18 protein-coding genes are annotated in these 20,804 nt (G+C 42.3%); 13 read left to right on the top strand and 5 right to left on the bottom strand.

Going from position 1 to position 20,804, the window contains the following annotated elements; all coding sequences use genetic code 11:
• The first annotated feature begins 230 nt into the window (after positions 1-230).
• Positions 231-1,163 (top strand): DNA alkylation repair protein, encoded by a 933-nt coding sequence (locus tag NST15_RS18375; protein ID WP_342499069.1) that lies wholly within the window; start codon positions 231-233, stop codon positions 1,161-1,163.
• A 218-nt stretch (positions 1,164-1,381) separates the two neighbouring features.
• Here NST15_RS18375 and NST15_RS18370 read toward each other — a convergent pair whose 3' ends face one another.
• Positions 1,382-2,719 carry an amino acid permease gene (locus NST15_RS18370; RefSeq protein ID WP_007498042.1) on the bottom strand — a complete coding sequence of 446 codons (1,338 nt, stop codon included), beginning with the start codon at positions 2,717-2,719 and terminating at the stop codon, positions 1,382-1,384.
• Positions 2,720-3,037: 318 nt separating this feature from the next.
• On the opposite strand from NST15_RS18370, the gene NST15_RS18365 reads away from it, so the two are divergent.
• A complete protein-coding gene (locus NST15_RS18365) occupies positions 3,038-4,552 on the top strand; it encodes a PAS domain-containing protein (protein WP_025208249.1) in 1,515 nt (504 codons plus the stop codon).
• A 43-nt stretch (positions 4,553-4,595) separates the two neighbouring features.
• Here NST15_RS18365 and NST15_RS18360 read toward each other — a convergent pair whose 3' ends face one another.
• Together NST15_RS18360 and NST15_RS18355 are read right to left on the bottom strand one after the other, a co-directional pair.
• Positions 4,596-5,579 (bottom strand): Gfo/Idh/MocA family oxidoreductase, encoded by a 984-nt coding sequence (locus NST15_RS18360; RefSeq protein ID WP_046344808.1) that lies wholly within the window; start codon positions 5,577-5,579, stop codon positions 4,596-4,598.
• A gap of 144 nt (positions 5,580-5,723) precedes the next feature.
• A complete protein-coding gene (locus tag NST15_RS18355) occupies positions 5,724-6,083 on the bottom strand; it encodes a MerR family transcriptional regulator (protein ID WP_007498034.1) in 360 nt (119 codons plus the stop codon).
• A gap of 311 nt (positions 6,084-6,394) precedes the next feature.
• On the opposite strand from NST15_RS18355, the gene yidA reads away from it, so the two are divergent.
• Positions 6,395-7,207, top strand: coding sequence for a sugar-phosphatase (gene yidA / locus NST15_RS18350; RefSeq protein WP_181891617.1), 813 nt, complete (start codon positions 6,395-6,397; stop codon positions 7,205-7,207).
• Positions 7,208-7,242: 35 nt separating this feature from the next.
• Here yidA and NST15_RS18345 read toward each other — a convergent pair whose 3' ends face one another.
• Positions 7,243-8,250: a LuxR C-terminal-related transcriptional regulator gene (locus NST15_RS18345; RefSeq protein ID WP_099496958.1), complete on the bottom strand. Its 1,008-nt coding sequence runs from the start codon at positions 8,248-8,250 to the stop codon at positions 7,243-7,245.
• A 125-nt stretch (positions 8,251-8,375) separates the two neighbouring features.
• Between NST15_RS18345 and NST15_RS18340 the strand changes: the two genes are divergently transcribed.
• From NST15_RS18340 to NST15_RS18330, 3 genes are all read left to right on the top strand, one after another.
• The gene (locus NST15_RS18340; RefSeq protein WP_008345735.1) at positions 8,376-9,083 is read left to right on the top strand and encodes a class I SAM-dependent methyltransferase; all 708 of its coding nucleotides are present in this window, start codon (positions 8,376-8,378) and stop codon (positions 9,081-9,083) included.
• On the top strand, positions 9,080-10,174 hold the full coding sequence (locus NST15_RS18335) for a saccharopine dehydrogenase NADP-binding domain-containing protein (RefSeq protein ID WP_342498726.1): 1,095 nt from the start codon (positions 9,080-9,082) through the stop codon (positions 10,172-10,174). The genes NST15_RS18340 and NST15_RS18335 overlap by 4 nt, the downstream gene beginning before the upstream one ends.
• 220 nt (positions 10,175-10,394) lie before the next feature.
• Positions 10,395-11,666, top strand: coding sequence for an MFS transporter (locus NST15_RS18330; protein WP_255234149.1), 1,272 nt, complete (start codon positions 10,395-10,397; stop codon positions 11,664-11,666).
• Positions 11,667-11,763: 97 nt separating this feature from the next.
• On the opposite strand, the gene NST15_RS18325 is transcribed toward NST15_RS18330, so the two are convergent.
• Positions 11,764-13,587 (bottom strand): acyltransferase family protein, encoded by a 1,824-nt coding sequence (locus NST15_RS18325; RefSeq protein ID WP_255234148.1) that lies wholly within the window; start codon positions 13,585-13,587, stop codon positions 11,764-11,766.
• A gap of 239 nt (positions 13,588-13,826) precedes the next feature.
• On the opposite strand from NST15_RS18325, the gene NST15_RS18320 reads away from it, so the two are divergent.
• The 7 genes from NST15_RS18320 to NST15_RS18290 all read left to right on the top strand — a co-directional run bounded on the left by NST15_RS18320 (position 13,827) and on the right by NST15_RS18290 (position 20,781).
• Positions 13,827-14,702: an aldose 1-epimerase family protein gene (locus NST15_RS18320; protein WP_342498725.1), complete on the top strand. Its 876-nt coding sequence runs from the start codon at positions 13,827-13,829 to the stop codon at positions 14,700-14,702.
• A 60-nt stretch (positions 14,703-14,762) separates the two neighbouring features.
• Positions 14,763-15,707, top strand: a complete 945-nt coding sequence (locus tag NST15_RS18315; protein ID WP_019743593.1) for a sugar-binding transcriptional regulator — start codon at positions 14,763-14,765, stop codon at positions 15,705-15,707.
• Between the two features lie 84 nt (positions 15,708-15,791).
• Positions 15,792-16,463: a deoxyribose-phosphate aldolase gene (deoC, locus tag NST15_RS18310; protein ID WP_322536110.1), complete on the top strand. Its 672-nt coding sequence runs from the start codon at positions 15,792-15,794 to the stop codon at positions 16,461-16,463.
• 167 nt (positions 16,464-16,630) lie between these two features.
• Positions 16,631-17,812 carry a NupC/NupG family nucleoside CNT transporter gene (locus NST15_RS18305; RefSeq protein ID WP_017358632.1) on the top strand — a complete coding sequence of 394 codons (1,182 nt, stop codon included), beginning with the start codon at positions 16,631-16,633 and terminating at the stop codon, positions 17,810-17,812.
• A gap of 24 nt (positions 17,813-17,836) precedes the next feature.
• A complete protein-coding gene (locus NST15_RS18300) occupies positions 17,837-19,138 on the top strand; it encodes a pyrimidine-nucleoside phosphorylase (protein ID WP_039164991.1) in 1,302 nt (433 codons plus the stop codon).
• A gap of 547 nt (positions 19,139-19,685) precedes the next feature.
• The gene (locus NST15_RS18295; RefSeq protein ID WP_342498724.1) at positions 19,686-20,129 is read left to right on the top strand and encodes a MarR family transcriptional regulator; all 444 of its coding nucleotides are present in this window, start codon (positions 19,686-19,688) and stop codon (positions 20,127-20,129) included.
• Positions 20,130-20,142: 13 nt separating this feature from the next.
• Positions 20,143-20,781, top strand: a complete 639-nt coding sequence (locus tag NST15_RS18290; RefSeq protein ID WP_017368360.1) for a nitroreductase family protein — start codon at positions 20,143-20,145, stop codon at positions 20,779-20,781.
• Positions 20,782-20,804: the final 23 nt, after the last annotated feature.

Genomic DNA, 20,804 nt, shown 5'->3' with positions numbered 1-20,804 from the left:
GTTATGCCGCTTTTGACAATTTAGGATAAAATAATGATATTGAGCTATGGGAGGCGGACACGATCGAACCTTTAAAACATGTATATAATGAACCATTTATTCAACATTTAGCAGAAAAACTTGTGCAAGCGTCAACTGTATTTGATGCTGATCACTTTCAGCAGCTCGTGTTTCAAGAGGATTGGGAGCAGCTGGAGTTAAAAGGACGAATGAGAAGAGTGACTGAATCGATGCACGCCTGTCTGCCTGAAGATTATGAGAAGGCAATCGATGTACTGCGTCAGACAGCACCGCATTTTACAGGGCTCAGTGCGCTCGTATTTCCAGACTACGTCGAGACATATGGTGTTGACCATTGGGATATTTCGATCAAAGCACTTGAATTCTTTACACCGTTTTCCACTGCTGAATTTGCCGTTCGACCTTTTCTCATTCAAGATCAAGAGAAAATGCTGGCGCAGATGCTTGTGTGGTCACAGGATCAAAATGAACATATTCGCCGTCTCGCTAGTGAAGGATGCAGGCCTCGTTTGCCGTGGGGATTATCCGTCCCTGCGCTGAAAAAGGACCCTTCTGTCACGCTGCCCATTTTAGAAAATTTGAAGTCAGATTCGGCCAAGTATGTGCAAAAAAGTGTAGCGAATCATTTAAATGATATTTCTGCAATTCAGCCAGACCTCATGAAGCAAATGGTCAAAAGCTGGTATGGAACCAATGAACATACAAACTGGATTGTCAAACATGCATCCCGTACGTTATTGAAAAAAGGCGATCCAGATATCATGGCTTTATTTGGCTATGGAGATGATCCGTCTATCCAAGTGACGGATTTGAAGGTGACGCAAGACCCCGTTCGTATTGGAGAGAAGCTGACCTTTCATTTTATTCTTCAGGCAGATAAGCCATTAAAGCTGCGCGTAGAGTATGCCATTGATTACGTGAAAGCTCGTGGTACACGCAATCAAAAGGTATTTAAAATCACAGAATTTGATACAGGATCGGCCCTGCATAGAGAATTTGTCCGATCACAGTCGTTTCAAAATATGACAACGAGAAAGCACTATGAGGGCATTCATACATTAACCATCATCATCAACGGCATCCCAAAAGCGTCTGTCGATTTCGAAGTCACAGCAGCTGCTCATGAAAAAAACCGCCACTGAGGCGGGTTTCAGCGTGTAGACAAACCCTCGCATTCGGTGTCATTCCTGCGCGCTGGTGCTCACGAATGTCAAATTCGCTCCGCGCCAGTACTCGTCCTTCCTAGACTGCAAAGGTTTTCTATCACGCTGAAAAGAAGACAAAGGGCTAAAATCAAGTTCATTTTAGCCCTTTGTCAACAATTTGATACCCGCCATTGAGGCGGGCTTTGCTTGCGTTTCTAAGCTTTCTTTTTCATTAAGAATGAAGCAATGATGGCGGCTGCTAAGAAACCGATACTGATAATCGAGCTAGGTAAGTTCTCTGGTCTGAATAGGAACAGAACAAAACTGACACTGAGTACAAGACCAGCAAATAAAGTGAAATACGGAAATAACCATACTTTGAAATACGGCTCCTGCGGATATCTTGGACGCAGTTTCAAATGAGCCAGACAGATGCTGATCCAAATAAGAGAAACCGCAAAACCAGGGATTGCCAGCATATAGCTGAAAATTTGATCTGGGTACAAGTAAGCAAAGAATGTTCCGATTAAAAGAAACAGAACGGTCACCCATAAACTTAAAATAGGTACACCTCTTTTGTTGACCTGTGCCAGCTTTTTTGGACCGCCGTCTGATTTAGATAGAGAATGAATCATTCTTGTCGTGCCGTAAATACCAGAGTTGGCGGCAGATAGAACGGCTGTAATTAAGACGAAATTAATGAAGTGAGAGGCACCTTGCATTCCAGCTGCTGAAAAGACTTGGACAAAAGGGCTGTTATTCGGATCGATTTGATTCCAAGGAATGAGTCCGCAAATAATCAAAATCGGCAGTGTGTAAAACAAGATGATGCGCCACATCATACTTTTGACAACACCAGGTAATACCTTTTCTGCATCCTTTGTTTCTGTAATGGTCAGCCCGATCAATTCAGAGCCTCCATACGAGAAGATCACCACTAATAATGAGGCAAAGACAGCACCCCATCCGTTCGGGACAAAGTTTTGGTAATTGGTGAGAACAGGCGTGCTTTGTTCGCTCGGAATGATTCCAAATAATAATGCAGCACCGAGAATAATAAACACAATAATAACGAAAATCTTCATTCCAGCGAACCAAAACTCAATTTCACCAAAGTATTTTACATTATTTAAATTAATTCCGATGACTAAGAGCGAGCAAAGTAAACATAAAGACCATAAAGGTACGTTTGGCATCCAATATTGAAGTAAACTCCCCGCTGCAATGATTTCAATGACACATACAGTGAGCCACATAAAACAGTAAACCCATCCGACAACAAATGAAAAACGTTGACCAAGCGCAATCTGTATGAGGTCGCGAAGGTTATTCCCTGGGTAGACGATGGCCATTTCAGCTAAAGCCGCCATGACAATGAGAAGAAGCAATCCAGCAAATACATAGGAAAAGATAACTCCAGGACCTGCTAAGCCGATTGTATCGGCACTTCCTTTAAAGATTCCTGTACCAATGACCCCGCCCATCGCAATCATGCGAATATGACGCGGCGATAAAAGCTTTTTTAATTCGTGTTGTTCCTGATTCGCGCTCATGACGTTCTCCTTTTTTAAAATGCTTATGTTCCATTTTCTTTTTTCGAGCGGTCAGTGTCAATATAAAAAAAGAGATTTTTCAGACTAAATAGGCGGTTGATTCTATCAAATGAGCCGTTTTCTTCCATAAATCTTTTCCATGACCCATCCCCAAAATCTGAAACTTCGTGAAAAAATGAACTTTTGCCTTCATTCTGACATAAACAATTTTCAGTTTTTGTCGATATATCTTTTGTATTACTAAAGTCCTAATAAAGAATTGTTTATAACTGTAAAATATTTCAAAAACGTATGAAAGAATGAAAGGAGTTATTGAAGATGTTTATGAGAAAAGCAAGTGATTCATCGTCGGGAGCCCTTCTTAGTGAAAGCAGTCAATTAGTTGAACGAATTGAGAAGGGAGATTTTTCAGCCAGAATTGATACTGCTGTATTCTCTTCTAGTCAAACAATAGAAGCAGTGGCTCAAATAAATGAAGCGTTGCAAAAGATGCAAGAAGCGCAAGAAGATATTCATATGCGTATGAATTTAGTGACAAAAGCCATTAAAGTGGGTCTATGGGATATGACGGTTGTAGCAGGAGATCCTGTGAATCCAAAAAACGAATTCACATGGACGGATGATTTCCGCAAAATGCTAGGTTTCCAAAATGAAAACGATTTTCCGAATGTCTTAGACAGCTGGGCATCTCGAATTCATCCAGATGAGCAGGAATACACCTTGAATGCATTCTCTACGCATTTATTGGATCATTCTGGCCGTACACCGTATGATATCGAATATCGTCTGATGTTGAAAAATGGCGAGTATCGCTGGTTCAAAGCAACTGGAACGACGATTCGAGATCGAAATGGGGTACCTCTTCGTGTGGCAGGGGCTCTTTTTGATATTCATGATCAGAAATTGAAAGAAGAAGAGCTGCAAGCATTCGTGACAAGATATGACTTGATCAACCGTGCGCTTGTGGAAGCGCCTTGGGATATGGTTGTAGAGGCTGGCGATCCTGTCAATCCAAACAATGAATTCTGGTGGTCTCCACAGTTTAGAAAAACGCTTGGTTTTACAGATGAAAAGGATTTCCCTAACGTGTTGAGCAGCTGGAGTGATCGTTTGCATCCTGAAGATAAAGAATCGGCTCTCCAAGCTTTTGCGGATCACTTAAATGACCATTCTGGCCGCACACCATTTGACATTGATTATAGATTGCAGAGTAAAAATGGCGAGTACCGCTGGTATCATGCGGGTGGTGAAACCATTCGTGATGAGAAGGGTGTCCCTTTACGTGTCGCAGGAACGATTCGTGATATTACGTTAGAAAAAAATAAAGAAAAAACAGCCAATGAAATGGCTTCCCAAGTAGAGCAGCTTTCAAGTTCTATTAGTGAAATGGTATCTGGTATCAGTTCTGTGACAAACCAAGCACAAGAGCTTGCTGTCGCCCAAGAGCAGTCAACGTCTGCTGCTAATTTGGCGAAAAACAGTGCAGATGAGACGAAGAACATTTCAGACTTAATCAAAGAAGTGGCAAACCAAACGAATCTGCTTGGTTTGAATGCCGCAATTGAAGCAGCAAGAGCAGGCGAGCAGGGCCGCGGTTTCTCAGTCGTTGCCGATGAAGTACGTAAGCTAGCGCTTCATAGTGCCAATGCGACAGAAAATATCGAATCTAGTTTAACTGAAATGAAAACACAAATCGATCAAATTCTTGAAAATATCTCCAATATGACAGCTCTTACGCAAACACAGGCTGCTTTAACAGAGCAAGTGAACGCTTCAGTTGATGAAGTGAATCATATGTCTCAGCGTCTGGTGGCATATTCAAAGAGTATCTAATGTCACAAAAAACCGCCTTTTCATCAGAAGGCGGTTTTTTTATTTAAGCATGATCTGCTGGGAAAACAATACCGGCGTCTTTCCTAGCGGCTTCAAGAACCTTCATGACAGAAAGACTGTCATCAAGCCATTCATAACACTTTTCGACATTTCCGGTTTCAATGATATGCTGAAATGCTTCTGCTTCATAAAACAGGCGGTTTGAATTGGTTTGTGCATTGAGTGAAGTGACTTGGTCTCCAATATGCAGCAACACTTCCTCACAGCCATTCGCACCATTTTTCACATGCAGGAACCCTTTTTCCCCTTGAATCAAAGCGAAATTCATACTGCTTGTATCTTTGCTGCCAACACTTGTGGCGATGAAATCATTGTAAGTAAAAGTTAAAACACCAGATGTGTCGATGCCGTTTGGATGGCGGTTGGCCTGGTAACGAACGTCTTTCGGTGAACCAAATAGATTCATAATGAAATGAACATTGTAGATGTTAATATCCATTAGAGCACCGCCAGAAAACTCTGGGTTAAAGACATTCGGCGTTTCCCCGGCGAGCAGCTGATTATATTTACTTGAATATTGACTATAGTTACATTGAACGAGTTTGATTCTGCCTAATTGATGAAGGTGTTTTTTGATTAAATGATAGTTGGGCATATGAACGGTCGTAATGGCTTCAAATAGGAAGAGCTGCTTTTCCTTTGCGAGAGCGATTAAGGCTTCTAGCTCTTTCACATTAGAGGTAAAAGGCTTTTCGCAAATCACATGTTTTCCGTGTTTCAATGCAGCCGTGGCATGCTCGCTATGTAAACGATTGGGTGATGCGATATATACCGCTTCTATGTGGGGATCTTCTAACATAGCGGTTAAATCCGTATAAGTCGTTTGCACCCCAAATTGATCTGCGAGTTTCTTTGCCGTAGCTTCCTTTCTTGAATAGACAGCGTGGCAAGAAGCACCTTCAAGCTGTTCAATTGCCTGGAGGAAACCTTCCACAATCACACCTGTTCCAATGGTTGCTATTCTCATTCTATTCATAACCCCTTCCATACGATTGATGTCACGTCAAGCTGTCTCTAGTATACCTGATGTTTTCATACAACGTGTACTTAACAGCTAGGCGCAGAGGGGTGCCAGTAAAAAATACCGGCACATCTTTGGCAGTCTCTACAATTAACTAATGTTAGCTAATGTTTGTTTCGTTAACAGTTGAATGGCCGCCTTCCTCTTTTTTAACTCTTGAATGGATTTTTGAATATCTTCTACTTTTTGTTCGAGCAGCTGTTCCGCTTCTGTTTTCGACTGTTTCTCGAATAGTGACGTGATAATTTCTCGAATTTCTTTGAGTGAGAAATCTAGCTTTCTTGCTTCAGTGATAAAGGATAGCATGAGTACATATTTTTTATCATATAAACGATAGCCGTTATGTGCTCTCTTAGGCTCGGGGAGCACACCCTCATTTTCATAAAAACGAATGGTTTCAATATGTACACCAGACATTTTTGACAATTTTCCTCTCGTAAATGTAATCATTCCCTGCACCTCCTTTCTTTGCTATCCATCATACAATTAGATTTGCTAGTTTCAAAATATTCTCCGATGAACATTTGTTCCTTTTCATACTGTTAAAATGACAGGTCTGTCCTATTCACAGCGGATTTCATAGAATAGGTTATAATAGATGAGGATGAAGTGATTTTTTGTTACAGATATGAACAAGTAGACAGTGTGAGAAAAAAACGATAGGCTAAAATAGGTACATAGTATGATGAACAGCATGTGATCATGTAGATGATCACTCAAAATAGTGACAGCATGTTTTGCTGAGAAAAGGGGAGCAGTGAATGTATAAATTAGTCGCAATTGATATGGATGGTACGTTATTAAATGATCAGCATATGGTGCCGGATGAGGTGTTTGAAGCCATTCAACAGGCGAAGGCAGAAGGCGTTAAAATTGTTTTATGTACAGGCCGGCCGATTGGCGGGGTGCACCGCTATTTAAAAGAGCTGCAGCTTGATCAAGAGGGGGATTATGTCATCGCCTATAACGGAGCGCTTGTACAAAACAGCCATACAAATGAAGTCGTATCAGAATTAACTTTATCCTATGATGATTTGACTTCTTTATATGAACTGAGCCGTCAACTGGATACACCTATGCATTATTTCGATTCAGCTCATCTATATACACCAAATCGGGATATTAGTGAATACACGGTACTTGAATCGTATTTAACGAAATTGCCGCTTAAGTATTTACCTGTCGAAGAGGCAGACCCATCCATGAGACTTCCGAAGATGATGTATATTGATCAGCCGGAACGTTTGGAAAAGACGATACAAGCCATTCCATCTGAAGTGAAGGATCAGTACATGATGGTAAAAAGCACAGATTTCTTCCTAGAAATTCTCCATCCTGATGTGAGCAAAGGGAATGCCGTGAAGCTTCTAGCGCATGAACTGGGGATTTCTCGTGAAGAAGTGATGGCGATTGGTGACAATGGGAACGACGTGTCGATGCTGGAATTTGCGGGCTGTGGCGTTGCGATGGGAAATGCCATTGATGATGTCAAAGCAGTTGCGGATGTTGTGACAAAATCCAATAACGAAGCAGGAGTGGCACATGTCCTGCATGAGAGAGTCATCGGAAAATAAAGAAAGAGCGGTCTACCAATGAGGTAGCCGCTTTTTTATATGTGTGAGAAAAAGTAAACAAGCATACGTCTGCTGTTCAAATTTGTTTTTTCGAGCATCGCCTTTACATGATCATGCACCGTATGAGGCGAGATAAATAACGTACTGGCAATTTCTTTTGTGGATTGTCCTTTTATTAAGCAGTCAAGGACGTTCATTTCTCTTTCTGTTAGCCGATATGTTTTCGCTATATAAGGAAGGATGTCACTTGTTTGAGCTCGTTTAATATGAATCATGACAGCCTCTTCCTGCCCGGCTGCCTGTGCTAAACGAAATGCTTGAAGAGAGAGAAAACGCCCTGTCGGCATTCTGGTGATGCTGACCGCTGTTTGGTCACCGCCGCCATATAAAAGCTTAGCACCTAATGCTCTAAACGGACGGGGCATGATGGCACCGTCATGAATTTGCTCAAAGGTTTGGAAGGTGTGGAGCCAATGAAGTCCGGTTTCATTTCCATAAAGAAGATGGTAATCGTGTGAAAGAATGAGGAAGCCTTGGTGTTCCGCCGTTTCATCTTCTTCCGTTTCTCTTCTTTTAAAAAGTTCATCTCTCAGCTTGGCTGCGAGTGCTGGTGTTTGGCGACTAACCGCTTGTATATCTTGTTCATGAAAAGGTTCCTTCTCCTTTTTCCGATAAAGGCTGGCAATTCCCCAGCATTCACCTTGAATCACAAGGGCTGCCCGCAATTCATCTGCCCATCCGTTAGGTAACAAAATGTGCTGGTATCGACCACTATTGATGTATTCTCCGCTTTGGACGAGACTGGCAGCGTGGACAGGACCTTTCGCTAGATCTTCATGCTGGTGCACATCTTTTTTTAAATATTCATTTTGAAACAGCTCGTTATGTATGGCTTCAATCGGTTCATCTGTAAAAGAACCCGTCGAGAGGAGAGTAGCTGGATCAATGGTTGTGATACAGGCAGCATCAAAATCACAGATAGCAGCAAGTTCATCTCGAATGCTTTTTCTCAGCTGCTGAAAATGAGCGGCTGGATTGTTCATTTGATCTCCTCCTCAATATCCCCACTTTTAGGGATCGTTTTTTTTCATCTATCTTCTTACAATGAAGATAACATACCGTTAGTGTAAAGGAAACGAAGCAAAGCGGAAACTGGAGGAGAAGACATATGAGTGTAAATCAACATTGGCATGATCCTGTTGCTGAATCCTATGCGGCGACAATTGCACATAAAGTACCGGGCTATCATCTTTTGCATGAGCTGACAGTGGATAGAGTAGAAATCGAATTAATGGGAGCGGCTTCTTGCATTTTGACAGTCGGAGCAGGTGGGGGCGAAGAGATCATCAACATGCTTCAAAGAAATAAAGACTGGCATATCACAGGGGTTGATCCATCTCCAACCATGCTTGATATGGCCAAGCGCAGAGTGGCACAGCTTCATATGCAAGAACGCGTCACATGGTATGAGATGGCCTTAGACAAAGTGCCGGTTGAAAAGTTGTACGATGCAGCAGTAAGTTTGCTTGTCATTCATTTTGTAAAAGATCAGCTGCCCTTTTTACAGGAGATCGCCCGCCGGCTTCAGCCAGGGGCACCGCTCGTGCTGGCGTTTATTAAAGGAGATCCAGAAACGCCTGCATTTCAGCAGGAGCTTCATACGCTTTCTCTCTTCATGAAGCGTCAAGGCTTGGAAAAGGAAGTGTTTACGTCCTTCCGAGAAAGGCTGGGTGTCACAACATATCCCGTGTCTGAAGAAAAGATGACAGCACAATTAACCGAAGCAGGATTTCAAGACATTAGACCTTATTTTCAAGCTGGCATGATCAAAGGGATTGTTTGTAAAAGAGGCAATAGAAAGGCGGTTGAAAAATGAGGTCAAAAGTGATGGTGATAGGCGGGTATGGACATGTGGGGCAGCAAATATGTCTTCAATTAAGTGACGTGTATCCAGGCCAAGTCTTTGCGGCTGGCCGAAGTTATGAGAAGGCTGAACAATTTTCACGCCAAACGAATGGGCGTGTACGTCCATTTCAGATAGACGTAAGACAACCAGTGGATACGGACTGGATGGATGAAACGAAACTCGTGATCATGTGTCTTGATCAAGATGACACGTCATTTGCTGAAACATGCTTACGGTCAGGCATTGATTATCTAGATATTTCGGCAAAAGGAGCCTATATTGAGCAGCTGGCAAAGGTACAGCAACCATTGAACGCAACGGCTGTGTTGAGCGTAGGTCTTGCACCTGGTCTCACCAATTTGCTTGCAGCGAAGGCGGCATCTATTCTGACCTCTGTGGAGCAAATTGATATTAGTATCATGCTTGGGTTAGGTGACCAGCATGGAAAAGCAGCTATTGAATGGACGCTTGATCATGTGCATACGGATTATGAGCTGACGAAGAATCATCAGCGAAAGAAAGTCAAAAGTTTTACTGGAGGGAAACGCATTGATTTTGGCAAAACGCTTGGAAAGCGGCAAGCCTATCAGTTCCCTTTCTCTGACCAGCAAACATTGCCTTCGACGCTCCATGTGCCTTCTGTGACAACAAGGCTCTGTTTTGATTCTGGCGTAGCGACACGTGCATTTGCTCTCACAAGGAAACTCGGAATGACGTCCCTTCTCACGATGCCGAAAATCAAGGAACGAGCCATTTCACTGATTCAATCTGCTCAAATGGGTACAGATCAATATGCAGTGAAAGTGGAAGCGGTAGGAATGAAGGGTAACGAAATTCATCAGGAAGAGCTTGGAATAAAAGGTCGCGATGAGTCTCGAGCAACGGCTCAAGTCGCAAGTGCTGCGGCACTGCATGTATTGAGCAGGCAGTTTCAGGCAGGTGTCTTTCATATCGAAGAATTATTTTCATTAGCGTATGAGAATGGTGATTTTGCGTTGGTGGATCAAAAAACGAAGGAAAAGCACGCATTAGCATTGAGAGCCAGCCTTTTAACGGCATAAAAGAAAACGACAAAAGATACGCATCAGCTCAAAAGTACAGGTCAGTCATGTGGGCGCTTTATTCATGATCCATTTAAAAACAAGGTGTCTATGATCCGAAAACAACAGCTTGCTCTCCATGTAAATGGCCGAGAGGTGAAAGAGATTCAAATCGAGGATTGTAGACTGAACTGACATAATGATTATATTTGGAAAATAAATCTCAAGTGGGTGTTTACAAGTGCTAGATACAGAACAAGATGTAGTGAAGAATTATATAGATTCACCCCAAAAATTGAAAAAATTATATAAACGAGTATTGTTCGTTGTCAGTCTATCGCAAATATTTGGAGGGGCTGGAATAGCCGCAGGAATTACGGTAGGTGCTCTTTTAGCGCAACAAATGCTTGGGACTGAAGCGTATGCAGGAGTTCCAATCGCTTTATTTACTTTGGGGTCAGCTGGGTCAGCTTTCATTGTAGGAAAACTTTCGCAACGTTATGGACGACGTATCGGTTTATCGACAGGTTTTGTTGCTGGAGGACTCGGAGCAATTGGCGTTGTGCTGGCAGCTATGATGAATAGTGTCATTTTATTATTTGCATCGCTCTTCATTTACGGCGCAGGAACATCCACAAACTTACAAGCGCGTTATGCTGGAACGGACTTAGCGAATTCTAAACAGCGTGCAACTGCCATTAGTACAACAATGGTCATGACAACATTTGGAGCAGTAGCAGGTCCGAATTTAGTTGAAGTGATGGGTAAATTTGCAGTATCAATTGGTGTTCCAGCACTTGCTGGTCCCTTTATTTTATCAGCAGCATCACTAATTGTAGCTGGTCTTGTCCTTTTTATTCTACTGCGTCCTGATCCGTTAGACATTGCCCGAAGAATAGCAGCTTACAAAGCAGAACATGGGCATGGAAATAAACGAGATGCTGCTGATAAAAAAATAGATAAAAAAGGGCTTACAGTAGGTGCCACGGTTATGATCTTAACTCAAATTGTCATGGTTGCACTCATGACCATGACACCGGTGCATATGCAGCATCATGGTCATGGATTAGCCGAAGTGGGCATTGTAATTGGTTTTCATATAGGGGCCATGTATCTTCCTTCACCTATCACGGGTGTACTTGTAGATAAACTAGGACGAACAGCTATGAGCATAGCGTCGGGCATCACATTGTTACTTGCTGGTTTATTAGCAGCATTCGCACCAAGTGATTCAATGATTCTATTAATCATTGCTTTGTCTTTACTTGGATTGGGATGGAACTTTGGTTTAATTAGTGGTACTGCTCAAATAGTGGATTCTACAGATCCATCAACCCGGGCAAAAACCCAAGGAACACTCGATGTTTTTGTTGCGTTAGCAGGTGCTTCTGGCGGTGCCCTTTCAGGAATGGTCGTAGCGAATACGAGTTATGCTACATTATCTTTAAGCGGAGGAATTTTATCGTTAATTCTCATCCCTGTCATCGTTTGGTCTTTTAAAAGTAAAACATAATGCAGCTCCGTGCTCATCCATCACAAAAAAAAGACATGCCTCCAATCATTGGAAAGCATGTCTTTTTTGAATCTCTCTTCACAGGATGCTAGTCTTCTTATGATGCCGAGGACACATCTCCTTTTTTCTTGATACTGGCTTTAATGAGCTCAGTCAATGTGTCAGAGCCTTTTGTGGAAAGATGAACACCATCTGGCTGAAAATAGGATGGCTGTCCTGTGGCAGCTGAATGCCAATCGACTAACCTCACATTGTGATGTTGATTGGCCACACGCTCAATGACTGCATTCACATCATTTTCCCAAGATCTTGGAACGCGAGTGTTCACAAGAAAAATATGAGCCTTCGAGAAATGTTGAATGAATGAGGTCAAAGTCCCCTCTGTAAAATAACCATTTGTGCCAAGCTCAATAATAACAGCGGCATCAGCCTTGTTAAAAGAAGCATATTGAGGGGCGATGCGGATGGCTTCGTTCATTTGCCTTCCGACCCTTGCGTCAATGGTGATGGGTTCATAGGCCTTTTCTAAATTTGAAGCAATGTCTAACATGACGGAATCACCAATGGCAAGAACTTGGTGAAATTGTTTAGGATCCGCTGCTTTTTTCTCATGTTTGTCTTTCTTTTTCTTCACTTTTGATTCTGTCTGACCGCCTGCCTTTTGGGGCGCTGTCTTAATTTGTGTTACTTCTTGTGCATGCGGGGATGTATGAGACGAGCTAGACATGCCAATGGTAAATAAAATCAAAAGGACTGCGGCAATCCCAAGAAACACTTTATTGGACATAGACCATTGCTTGATTCCTGTTTTCCAAATCGACCAAGAGGCAAAATAGTGTCTAAACCCGAGTTTACGAATCGGCTGTTCGATCAAACGATAGGAAGCCTCTGATATGAGTAGAATTGCGATGAGCTGCAATGTGACACGTCCCATAGAAGGCTGTCCAATCTCAATGACCGGTGTGGTCAGCACGATAATTGGATAATGCCATAGGTAGATGCCATAAGACCGCTTCCCGAGCCAAACGAGTGGTTGAAAAGACAGCCATTTCCCAATAAGACTGGCAGGATGGCAGACACACGCAATTAAGATCGCTGCATTCAGACAGAATAAAAGCATACCGCCTTGGTAGAGAAAGCCGTCAAATTCGTCGACTGCATAAACACATAAGAGGAAAATGACCATCGAACCGAATCCGGCTATATGTAGTATACGTCTGCCGACAGGAAGTAATTTTCTGCTGGAAAGTCTGTGCATGGGCCAGACAAATGCAAGACTGCACCCGATGAGGAGTGCAAACGCACGTGTGTCTGTTCCATAATAGATCCTGCTCGGGTCAGTATCCGGTGAATAGAGAATGGCCATCCATAACGCAGATACAAGTGCCAGACCAAAGGTGATCATAGGAAGATGGGATCTATTTTTCACCCATTTCAGTCCAGCAATCAACAGTACCGGCCAAATGAGATAAAATTGCTCTTCAATCGCCAAAGACCATAAATTTTTTAGTGGAGATACAGCATTGAAGCTGTCAAAGTAAGAGAGCTGATGAAAAATGTACCACCAGTTACTCACATAAAAAAAGGACGATAAGGCATCGCCACGAATGGACATTAATGCATTTGAACCAGCAATGGCGCACCAGCTGACGATTAAAAAAATCATGACGTAGGCAGCTGGAAGCAGCCTTCTGATGCGGCCCATCCAAAAAGGCAGAAGCTCTTGATAACCCAAATCCTGCTTATGCAGCAAGATGGTTGTAATCAAGTAACCAGAAATCACAAAAAACAAATCAACGCCAAGAAACCCGCCGCTTGCGGGTTCAATATGTAAGTGATAAGCAATGACCGCCAATACGGCAACAGCTCTCAGCCCATCTAATCCTAATATGTAACGTAAACGGTTTTCCTTGCTGTTCATGAAAAAGAATCCCCCATCAATGTCAAACGCGTCTTTTTTGTTGTCACTCCAAAAGAACAACGATTCTTTTATTTTATATAAGATTAGACGCATCAGCATTACATTTTGTTGGCGAATTTCTGTCTTTTTTAAAATTTTTTTATATGAAGAAACTTTCTAAGGATTGAGGGATTCTTATTTTTATACTCAAACCGAAAATCCCTGTCATAATAAAAGAAGAAGGAAAGGGGATGTGTTGAATGAGAACGATTGAAAATGATCTGTTATTGGTTCAAATCAATGAGAGAGGTGCCGAGGTGAGAGAGGTGCTTCATAAAGAAAGTGGACGTCAATATATGTGGTCTGGTGACCCTGCTTATTGGGGCAGGGTGTCGCCCGTCTTATTTCCGATTGTCGGACGGTTGAAGGATGATCAATACAAGATAGACGATCAAACGTATCAACTCTCGCAGCATGGATTTTTGCGTGATGTTGATTTTGAACTATTTGAAGAAGCAAAAGATCAGGTGGTTTTTCAATATCAATCAAATGGCCGTCACACGTCACAATATCCGTATGAATTTACAGCGCGCATCAGTTATGCACTGTCGGAAAATGGACTAACGATTTCCTGGGAAATTGTTCATGAAGGAGATGGCACGATGTATTTCTCGATTGGCGGGCATCCGGCATTTCATGTTCCGCTTGTTGAAGGCGAGCAGACAGCTGATTATTCACTTACATTGGCACCTTCCACCGAACATGATCCAGTCCAATATGAACTTCATGATTCACTTGTGAGAGAGAAGGAGAAAGGTGTTGAGTTTGAGCCGATTCAACTTCGCCCAGAACTTTTTCAGAACGATGCAATGATCTTTAGTCATATTCATCAAGTATCATTGACTTCTCAAGCAGGTCACGGCATTGAGGTCGATCTCAGTGGTTTTCCGTTCGTTGGTATTTGGTCTCCATATGATCAAGAAAAGGGAACAATGGCTCCTTTTGTTTGTATTGAGCCTTGGTATGGGATCGCTGATATGGAAGGGACGAATGGGCAGTATAAGGAGAAATTCGGCATTCAAACTTTAGAGAAGCAAGAGACCTTTCACGCAGCCTACACCATTTTCTTTAAATGAACATTTGTGCATGGTGAAGTGAACAATTTGTTATGATAGAGGAAAAAAGGAGGCGTACAAATGGATCGGGAGAAACAGCAATTAAGTATTGAAGCAGCAAGGCTCTATTACTTATCTGATTACAGTCAGCAGGAAATCGCCAAGCAGCTTGACCTGTCGAGGCCAACGGTGTCTCGTCTGCTTCAGTATGCGAAGGAAAAAGGGTACGTCCAAATTACAGTGATGGATCCATTTGAGGATTTAAATGAGCTGTCCTCATTGCTGAAAGAAAAATATGATCTGCTCGAGGCTCATGTGGTATTTTCACCAAAGGACGATTATCCAACGATTACTGATTACTTGAGCCGGTTTGGTGCAGATTATCTTCAGAATACGGTGAAAGACGGTGATATCGTTGGAGTGAGCTGGGGCACCACGATGTATCAAATTGCTCAAAAGATGCAACCTAAACAGGTAAAAGGGGTAGAGGTGGTTCAGCTGAAAGGCGGAATCAGCCATTCACATGTGAATACATATTCTGCGGAAACAATTCAGCTGTTTGCATCAGCTTTTCAAACGGCACCACGCTATTTGCCACTGCCTGTTGTGTTCGATAGTGCCGCCGTTAAAGAGATGGTCGAACAGGACAGACATATTCAGCGCATTATTGAAATGGGCAAACAGGCAAATATCGCTGTGTTTACTGTTGGGACGGTAAGAGATGAGGCGCTTTTGTTTAGGCTTGGTTATTTCCGTGAAGAAGAAAAGGCGCTGCTCAAGACATCCAGTGTCGGAGATATCTGTTCACGTTTTTATGATCAAGAAGGACGTATTTGCAGTGAAGCGATTAACAATCGCACAATCGGTGTGGAGCTGGATGATTTGAGAACAAAAGAGCGCTCCATTCTTGTTGCTGGTGGACATCGAAAGGTTGCCTCTATCCATGGGGCGCTGAGAGGAAAATATGCGAACGTATTGATGATCGATCAGCACACAGCAAGAGCTCTTTTAAATGTCACAAAATAGATGAACAAAATTTCATAACTATATTTACAATTGTTCAATAGTCATTTAAGATGAAAGTATCATATTTAAAAGGAAGTGTGAATCATGACAATAGCAAAGCTCATTGATCATACAGCGCTAAAACCAGATACATCTAAAGCTGCGATCATGCAGTTACTAGAAGAAGCAAAGACATATCAATTTGCTTCCGTTTGTGTGAACCCAACTTGGGTATCTCTTGCGGCGAAAGAACTAGAAGGAGCGGGCGTTGATGTATGTACAGTCATCGGTTTCCCGTTAGGTGCAAACACCACAGCAGTGAAAGCATTTGAAACAAAGGATGCCATTGAAAACGGTGCAACTGAAGTGGACATGGTCATCAATATTGCGGCATTGAAAGATGGCGAATATGATGCGGTTGAACAAGATATTCGTGCCGTTGTAGACGCAGCAAAAGGCAAAGCCTTAGTGAAAGTCATCATTGAAACTTGTTTACTCACAGATGAAGAGAAAGTACAAGCTTGTGAACTTTCTGTAAAAGCTGGCGCTGATTTCGTCAAAACATCGACTGGATTTAGTACAGGCGGTGCAACAGCTGAGGACATCGCATTAATGCGTAAAACAGTTGGACCTGACATCGGTGTCAAAGCATCAGGCGGCGTAAGAACAAAAGAAGACGTAGAAGCGATGACAGCTGCAGGCGCAACCCGTATTGGTGCCAGTGCAGGCGTTTCCATTATTAAAGGAGATCAATCAGCTCCTTCTAAAGACTATTAATTCATACGATCCTATGGTAGGATAACAATCATGACTCATTAGATGATGAAAAAGTCATATGCGGAAGGATCTCATTTCTGGGATTTTCTTCCACAATTTGTTTGCGAAATAGGGTTTGTTCCATACAAGCACATTAATGTAAACGAATTCATTCAAGGAGGAAAAACATGAAATACGTCATTGGTATTATCGGTTTGCTGGTGATTCTCGCCATTGCATGGCTGGCAAGTAACGGGAAAAAGCGAGTGAAATTCCGTCCAGTCATTGTCATGATTGTACTGCAATTTATTTTAGGTTATATTCTGCTCAATACAGGTGTTGGGAACTTCCTAGTCGGGGGCTTTGCAAAAGGATTCCAAATGCTTCTAGGCTATGCTGGTGAAGGGATCAACTTCGTATTTGGCGGTTTAATGAATGATAATGCGTCAACTTTCTTTATCAATGTCTTGCTGCCGATCGTCTTCATTTCTGCCTTGATTGGTATCCTGCAGCATTGGCGTATCCTTCCGCTGATCGTACGCGGAATTGGGTATTTGCTTAGTAAAGTCAATGGAATGGGGAAACTAGAATCTTACAACGCCGTAGCGTCAGCGATTTTAGGTCAATCCGAAGTGTTCATTTCCATTAAGAAACAGCTTGGATTATTACCTCAACAGCGTCTTTATACATTGTGTGCATCTGCGATGTCGACTGTATCAATGTCCATTGTCGGTGCGTATATGCAAATGATTAAACCGGAGTACGTTGTTACAGCACTTGTGCTGAACCTATTTGGTGGATTTATTATTGCGTCTATCATCAATCCATATGAAGTGTCTAAAGACGAAGATATGCTTGAAGTCGTAGAAGAAGAAAGACAATCTTTCTTCGAAATGCTCGGCGAATACATTATGGATGGTTTCAAAGTAGCCATTGTTGTGGCTGCGATGTTGATTGGATTCGTTGCATTAATTGCGATGATTAATGGTATTTTCACAGCTGCCATCGGTGTTTCTTTCCAAGATGTACTTGGATATGTGTTTGCACCATTTGCTTTCCTTGTTGGTGTACCTTGGAGTGAAGCGGTACAAGCAGGAAGTATTATGGCGACCAAAATGGTATCAAACGAATTTGTAGCGATGCTTGCTCTATCTGGCGACGGTCTTCATTTCACTGCTCGTACAGAAGCGATCATTTCTGTATTCCTTGTGTCATTTGCGAACTTCTCGTCTATCGGTATCATTGCTGGAGCAGTGAAAGGCTTAAATGAAAAACAAGGAAACGTTGTCGCACGCTTTGGATTAAAGCTGTTATTCGGTGCAACACTCGTCAGCTTCTTAACAGCAGGCGTTGTCGGTTTGATTTACTAAACTAAAAAAGGAATGGTGAAAACAATGAGAATGGTAGATATCATTGCGAAAAAACGTGACGGAAAAGAATTATCTTCAGAGGAAATTTCTTTCTTTGTCAAAGGTTATACGGACGGAACAATTCCTGACTACCAAGCAAGTGCCTTGGCGATGGCGATTTTCTTCCAAGATATGACGGATCAAGAACGTGCAGATTTAACACTCGCTATGGCAAACTCAGGGGACACAATTGACCTGTCTGCTATCGACGGCATTAAAGTAGACAAGCATTCAACAGGCGGTGTAGGCGATACAACAACGCTTGTACTCGCTCCTCTTGTTGCAGCACTTGATGTACCTGTTGCAAAAATGTCTGGGCGTGGTCTTGGACATACGGGTGGAACAGTCGACAAGCTAGAGGCAGTCAAAGGCTTCCACGTTGAAATTACAAAAGACGAGTTCATCGAGCTGGTGAACCGTCATAAAGTAGCGGTCATTGGACAATCAGGCAACCTGACACCTGCTGATAAAAAACTGTATGCCCTTCGTGATGTAACAGGGACTGTTAACTCAATCCCGCTCATTGCAAGCTCTATTATGAGTAAGAAAATCGCTGCTGGCGCAGATGCAATCGTATTAGATGTGAAAACAGGTGCAGGTGCTTTCATGAAAACACCTGAAGACTCTGAGAAGCTTGCAAAAGCAATGGTTCGTATCGGAAATAATGTTGGCAGACAAACGATGGCTGTCATCTCAGACATGTCTCAGCCGCTAGGATTAGCGATTGGAAATTCCCTTGAAGTGAAAGAGGCGATTGACACGCTTAAAGGCGAAGGCCCTGAAGACTTAAACGAGCTTGTGCTCACATTAGGAAGTCAAATGGTCGTTCTTGCGAAAAAAGCAGAGACACTTGATGAAGCAAGAGAAAAGCTAATTGAAGTCATGAAAAACGGCAAAGCACTTGAGAAATTCAAGGAATTTTTAGAAAACCAAGGTGGAGACGGCTCGATTGTAGATCAACCGGAAAAACTGCCGCAAGCACCGTATCAAATCGAAGTGCCGGCAAAAGAATCAGGTGTGATCGCTGAAATCGTCGCAGACGAAATCGGTGTTGCAGCGATGATTCTTGGAGCAGGACGTGCAACAAAAGAAGACGATATCGACCTATCTGTTGGCATCATGCTCAACAAAAAAGTAGGCGATCGTGTAGAAAAAGGTGAATCTCTCGTGACACTGCATGCAAATCGTGAGGATGTAGCGAATGTCATGGAGAAAATTTATGACAACATCCGCATCGCTGACCATGCTGATGCTCCGACTTTGATTCATACAGTGATTACAGAATAAAGAGAAAAAGACAAAAGTGATGAATCGCTTTTGTCTTTTTTTATGTAAATTTTAGGTAGCGCTTCTTCTAGATATGATAAGTTAGATGAGTAGGAGGGGATAAACCATGAGAATGCTCAAACTCATTCTCTTTATTTTTGTTGTCTTGATGATCATTGGATTTATCAGTTACTATGTGGGACCAACAACAACACCAAGTTCTTAAGACGAGCAAAAGCTCGTCCCAGCGTGAAGACAAACCCTCGCATTCGGTGTCAGTCCTGCGCGCTGGTGCTCACGAATGTCAAATTCGTTCCGCAAAAGTAGCTGTCCTTTCTAGACTGCAAAGGTTTTCTTTCACGCTGAAAAGAAGACAAAGGGCTAAAATAAACTACATTTTAGCCCTTTGTCTACGGTCTGAGACGAGCAAAAGCTCGTCTTTTTTAATTGAAATAAAAAATTTCACTTTATGAAACAAACCTCTTGCAATCATGAAACAATGGGTGTATATTAGTTGACGAGTCAATGATTGATATATCAACTAATTGATCTGAATAGAAAAGAGGGGATGGCATTGACTGCATTTTGCTCTGAAGAAGCAGAGGTATTATATCGTTTGCAGTGTGTGAACCGTATGATGGGTGTGAAGTTCGAAGCATGCACGGGCATCAGCCAATCAAGACTGGAGTTGCTATCACTGTTATTCCAAGCCGACGAAATCAGCCAATCCGATTTGCAGAAAAAAGTAAATATTGATAGTGCGGCTGTGACGCGTCACTTAAAACAGTTAGAAACAAAAGGAATGGTCACGCGCAGAAGAAAGCCGGAAGATAATCGCGTCACGCTTGTTCGTCTGACAGATGAAGGCAGAACAAGAATCGAAGCTTCTAAAAAAGAAAAAGAACGATTTATCTCAGAAATGCTTGAAAACGTAAGTGATGAAGAACGAAAGCTTCTCACTGATGTGCTCATCCGTATACAACAAAACATCAAAAAGATTCAAACAACCTAAAGGAGTGTTACACATGGCTACAACATTAAAAACAAACGATTTTATGGATATTATGAAAGGGCGCCGCTCCATTCGTAACTATGATCCAGCAGTGAAAATTAGCAAAGAAGAAATGACAGAGATTTTAGAAGAGGCAACAACAGCACCATCATCAGTGAATGCACAGCCTTGGCGCTTCATGGTCATTGACAGCCCAGAAGGAAAAGAAAAGCTTGCACCACTCGCAAAATTCAACCAAACACAAGTAGCTACATCATCAGCTGTCATCGCTGTGTTTGCAGATATGAAAAACAATGAATACTTAGAAGAAATTTATTCAAAAGCAGTAGAAAATGGCTACATGCCGCAGGAAGTAAAAGAAAGACAAATTGCTGCATTAACTGCACATTTTGAAGCTCTTCCAGAGCAAGTGAATCGTGAAACGATCTTAATTGACGGTGGACTTGTGTCAATGCAGCTGATGCTTGCTGCTCGTGCGCATGGCTATGATACAAACCCAATTGGCGGATATGACAAAGAAGTCATCGCTGAAACATTCGGCTGGGATAAAGAGCGCTATGTACCAGTTATGCTTCTATCCATTGGGAAAGCGGCTGACGAAGGTTATGCTTCTTACCGTTTACCGATCGATCGCATCACAGAGTGGAAATAATTTTTAAAAAAAGGGAGACGATC

The organism is Bacillus sp. FSL R5-0820 (genome assembly GCF_038593385.1).
Lineage (GTDB): Bacteria > Bacillota > Bacilli > Bacillales > Bacillaceae > Bacillus > Bacillus altitudinis.
Note: the sequence above shows the minus strand (reverse complement) of the source record. Positions and strands in the feature narration are given on the sequence as shown.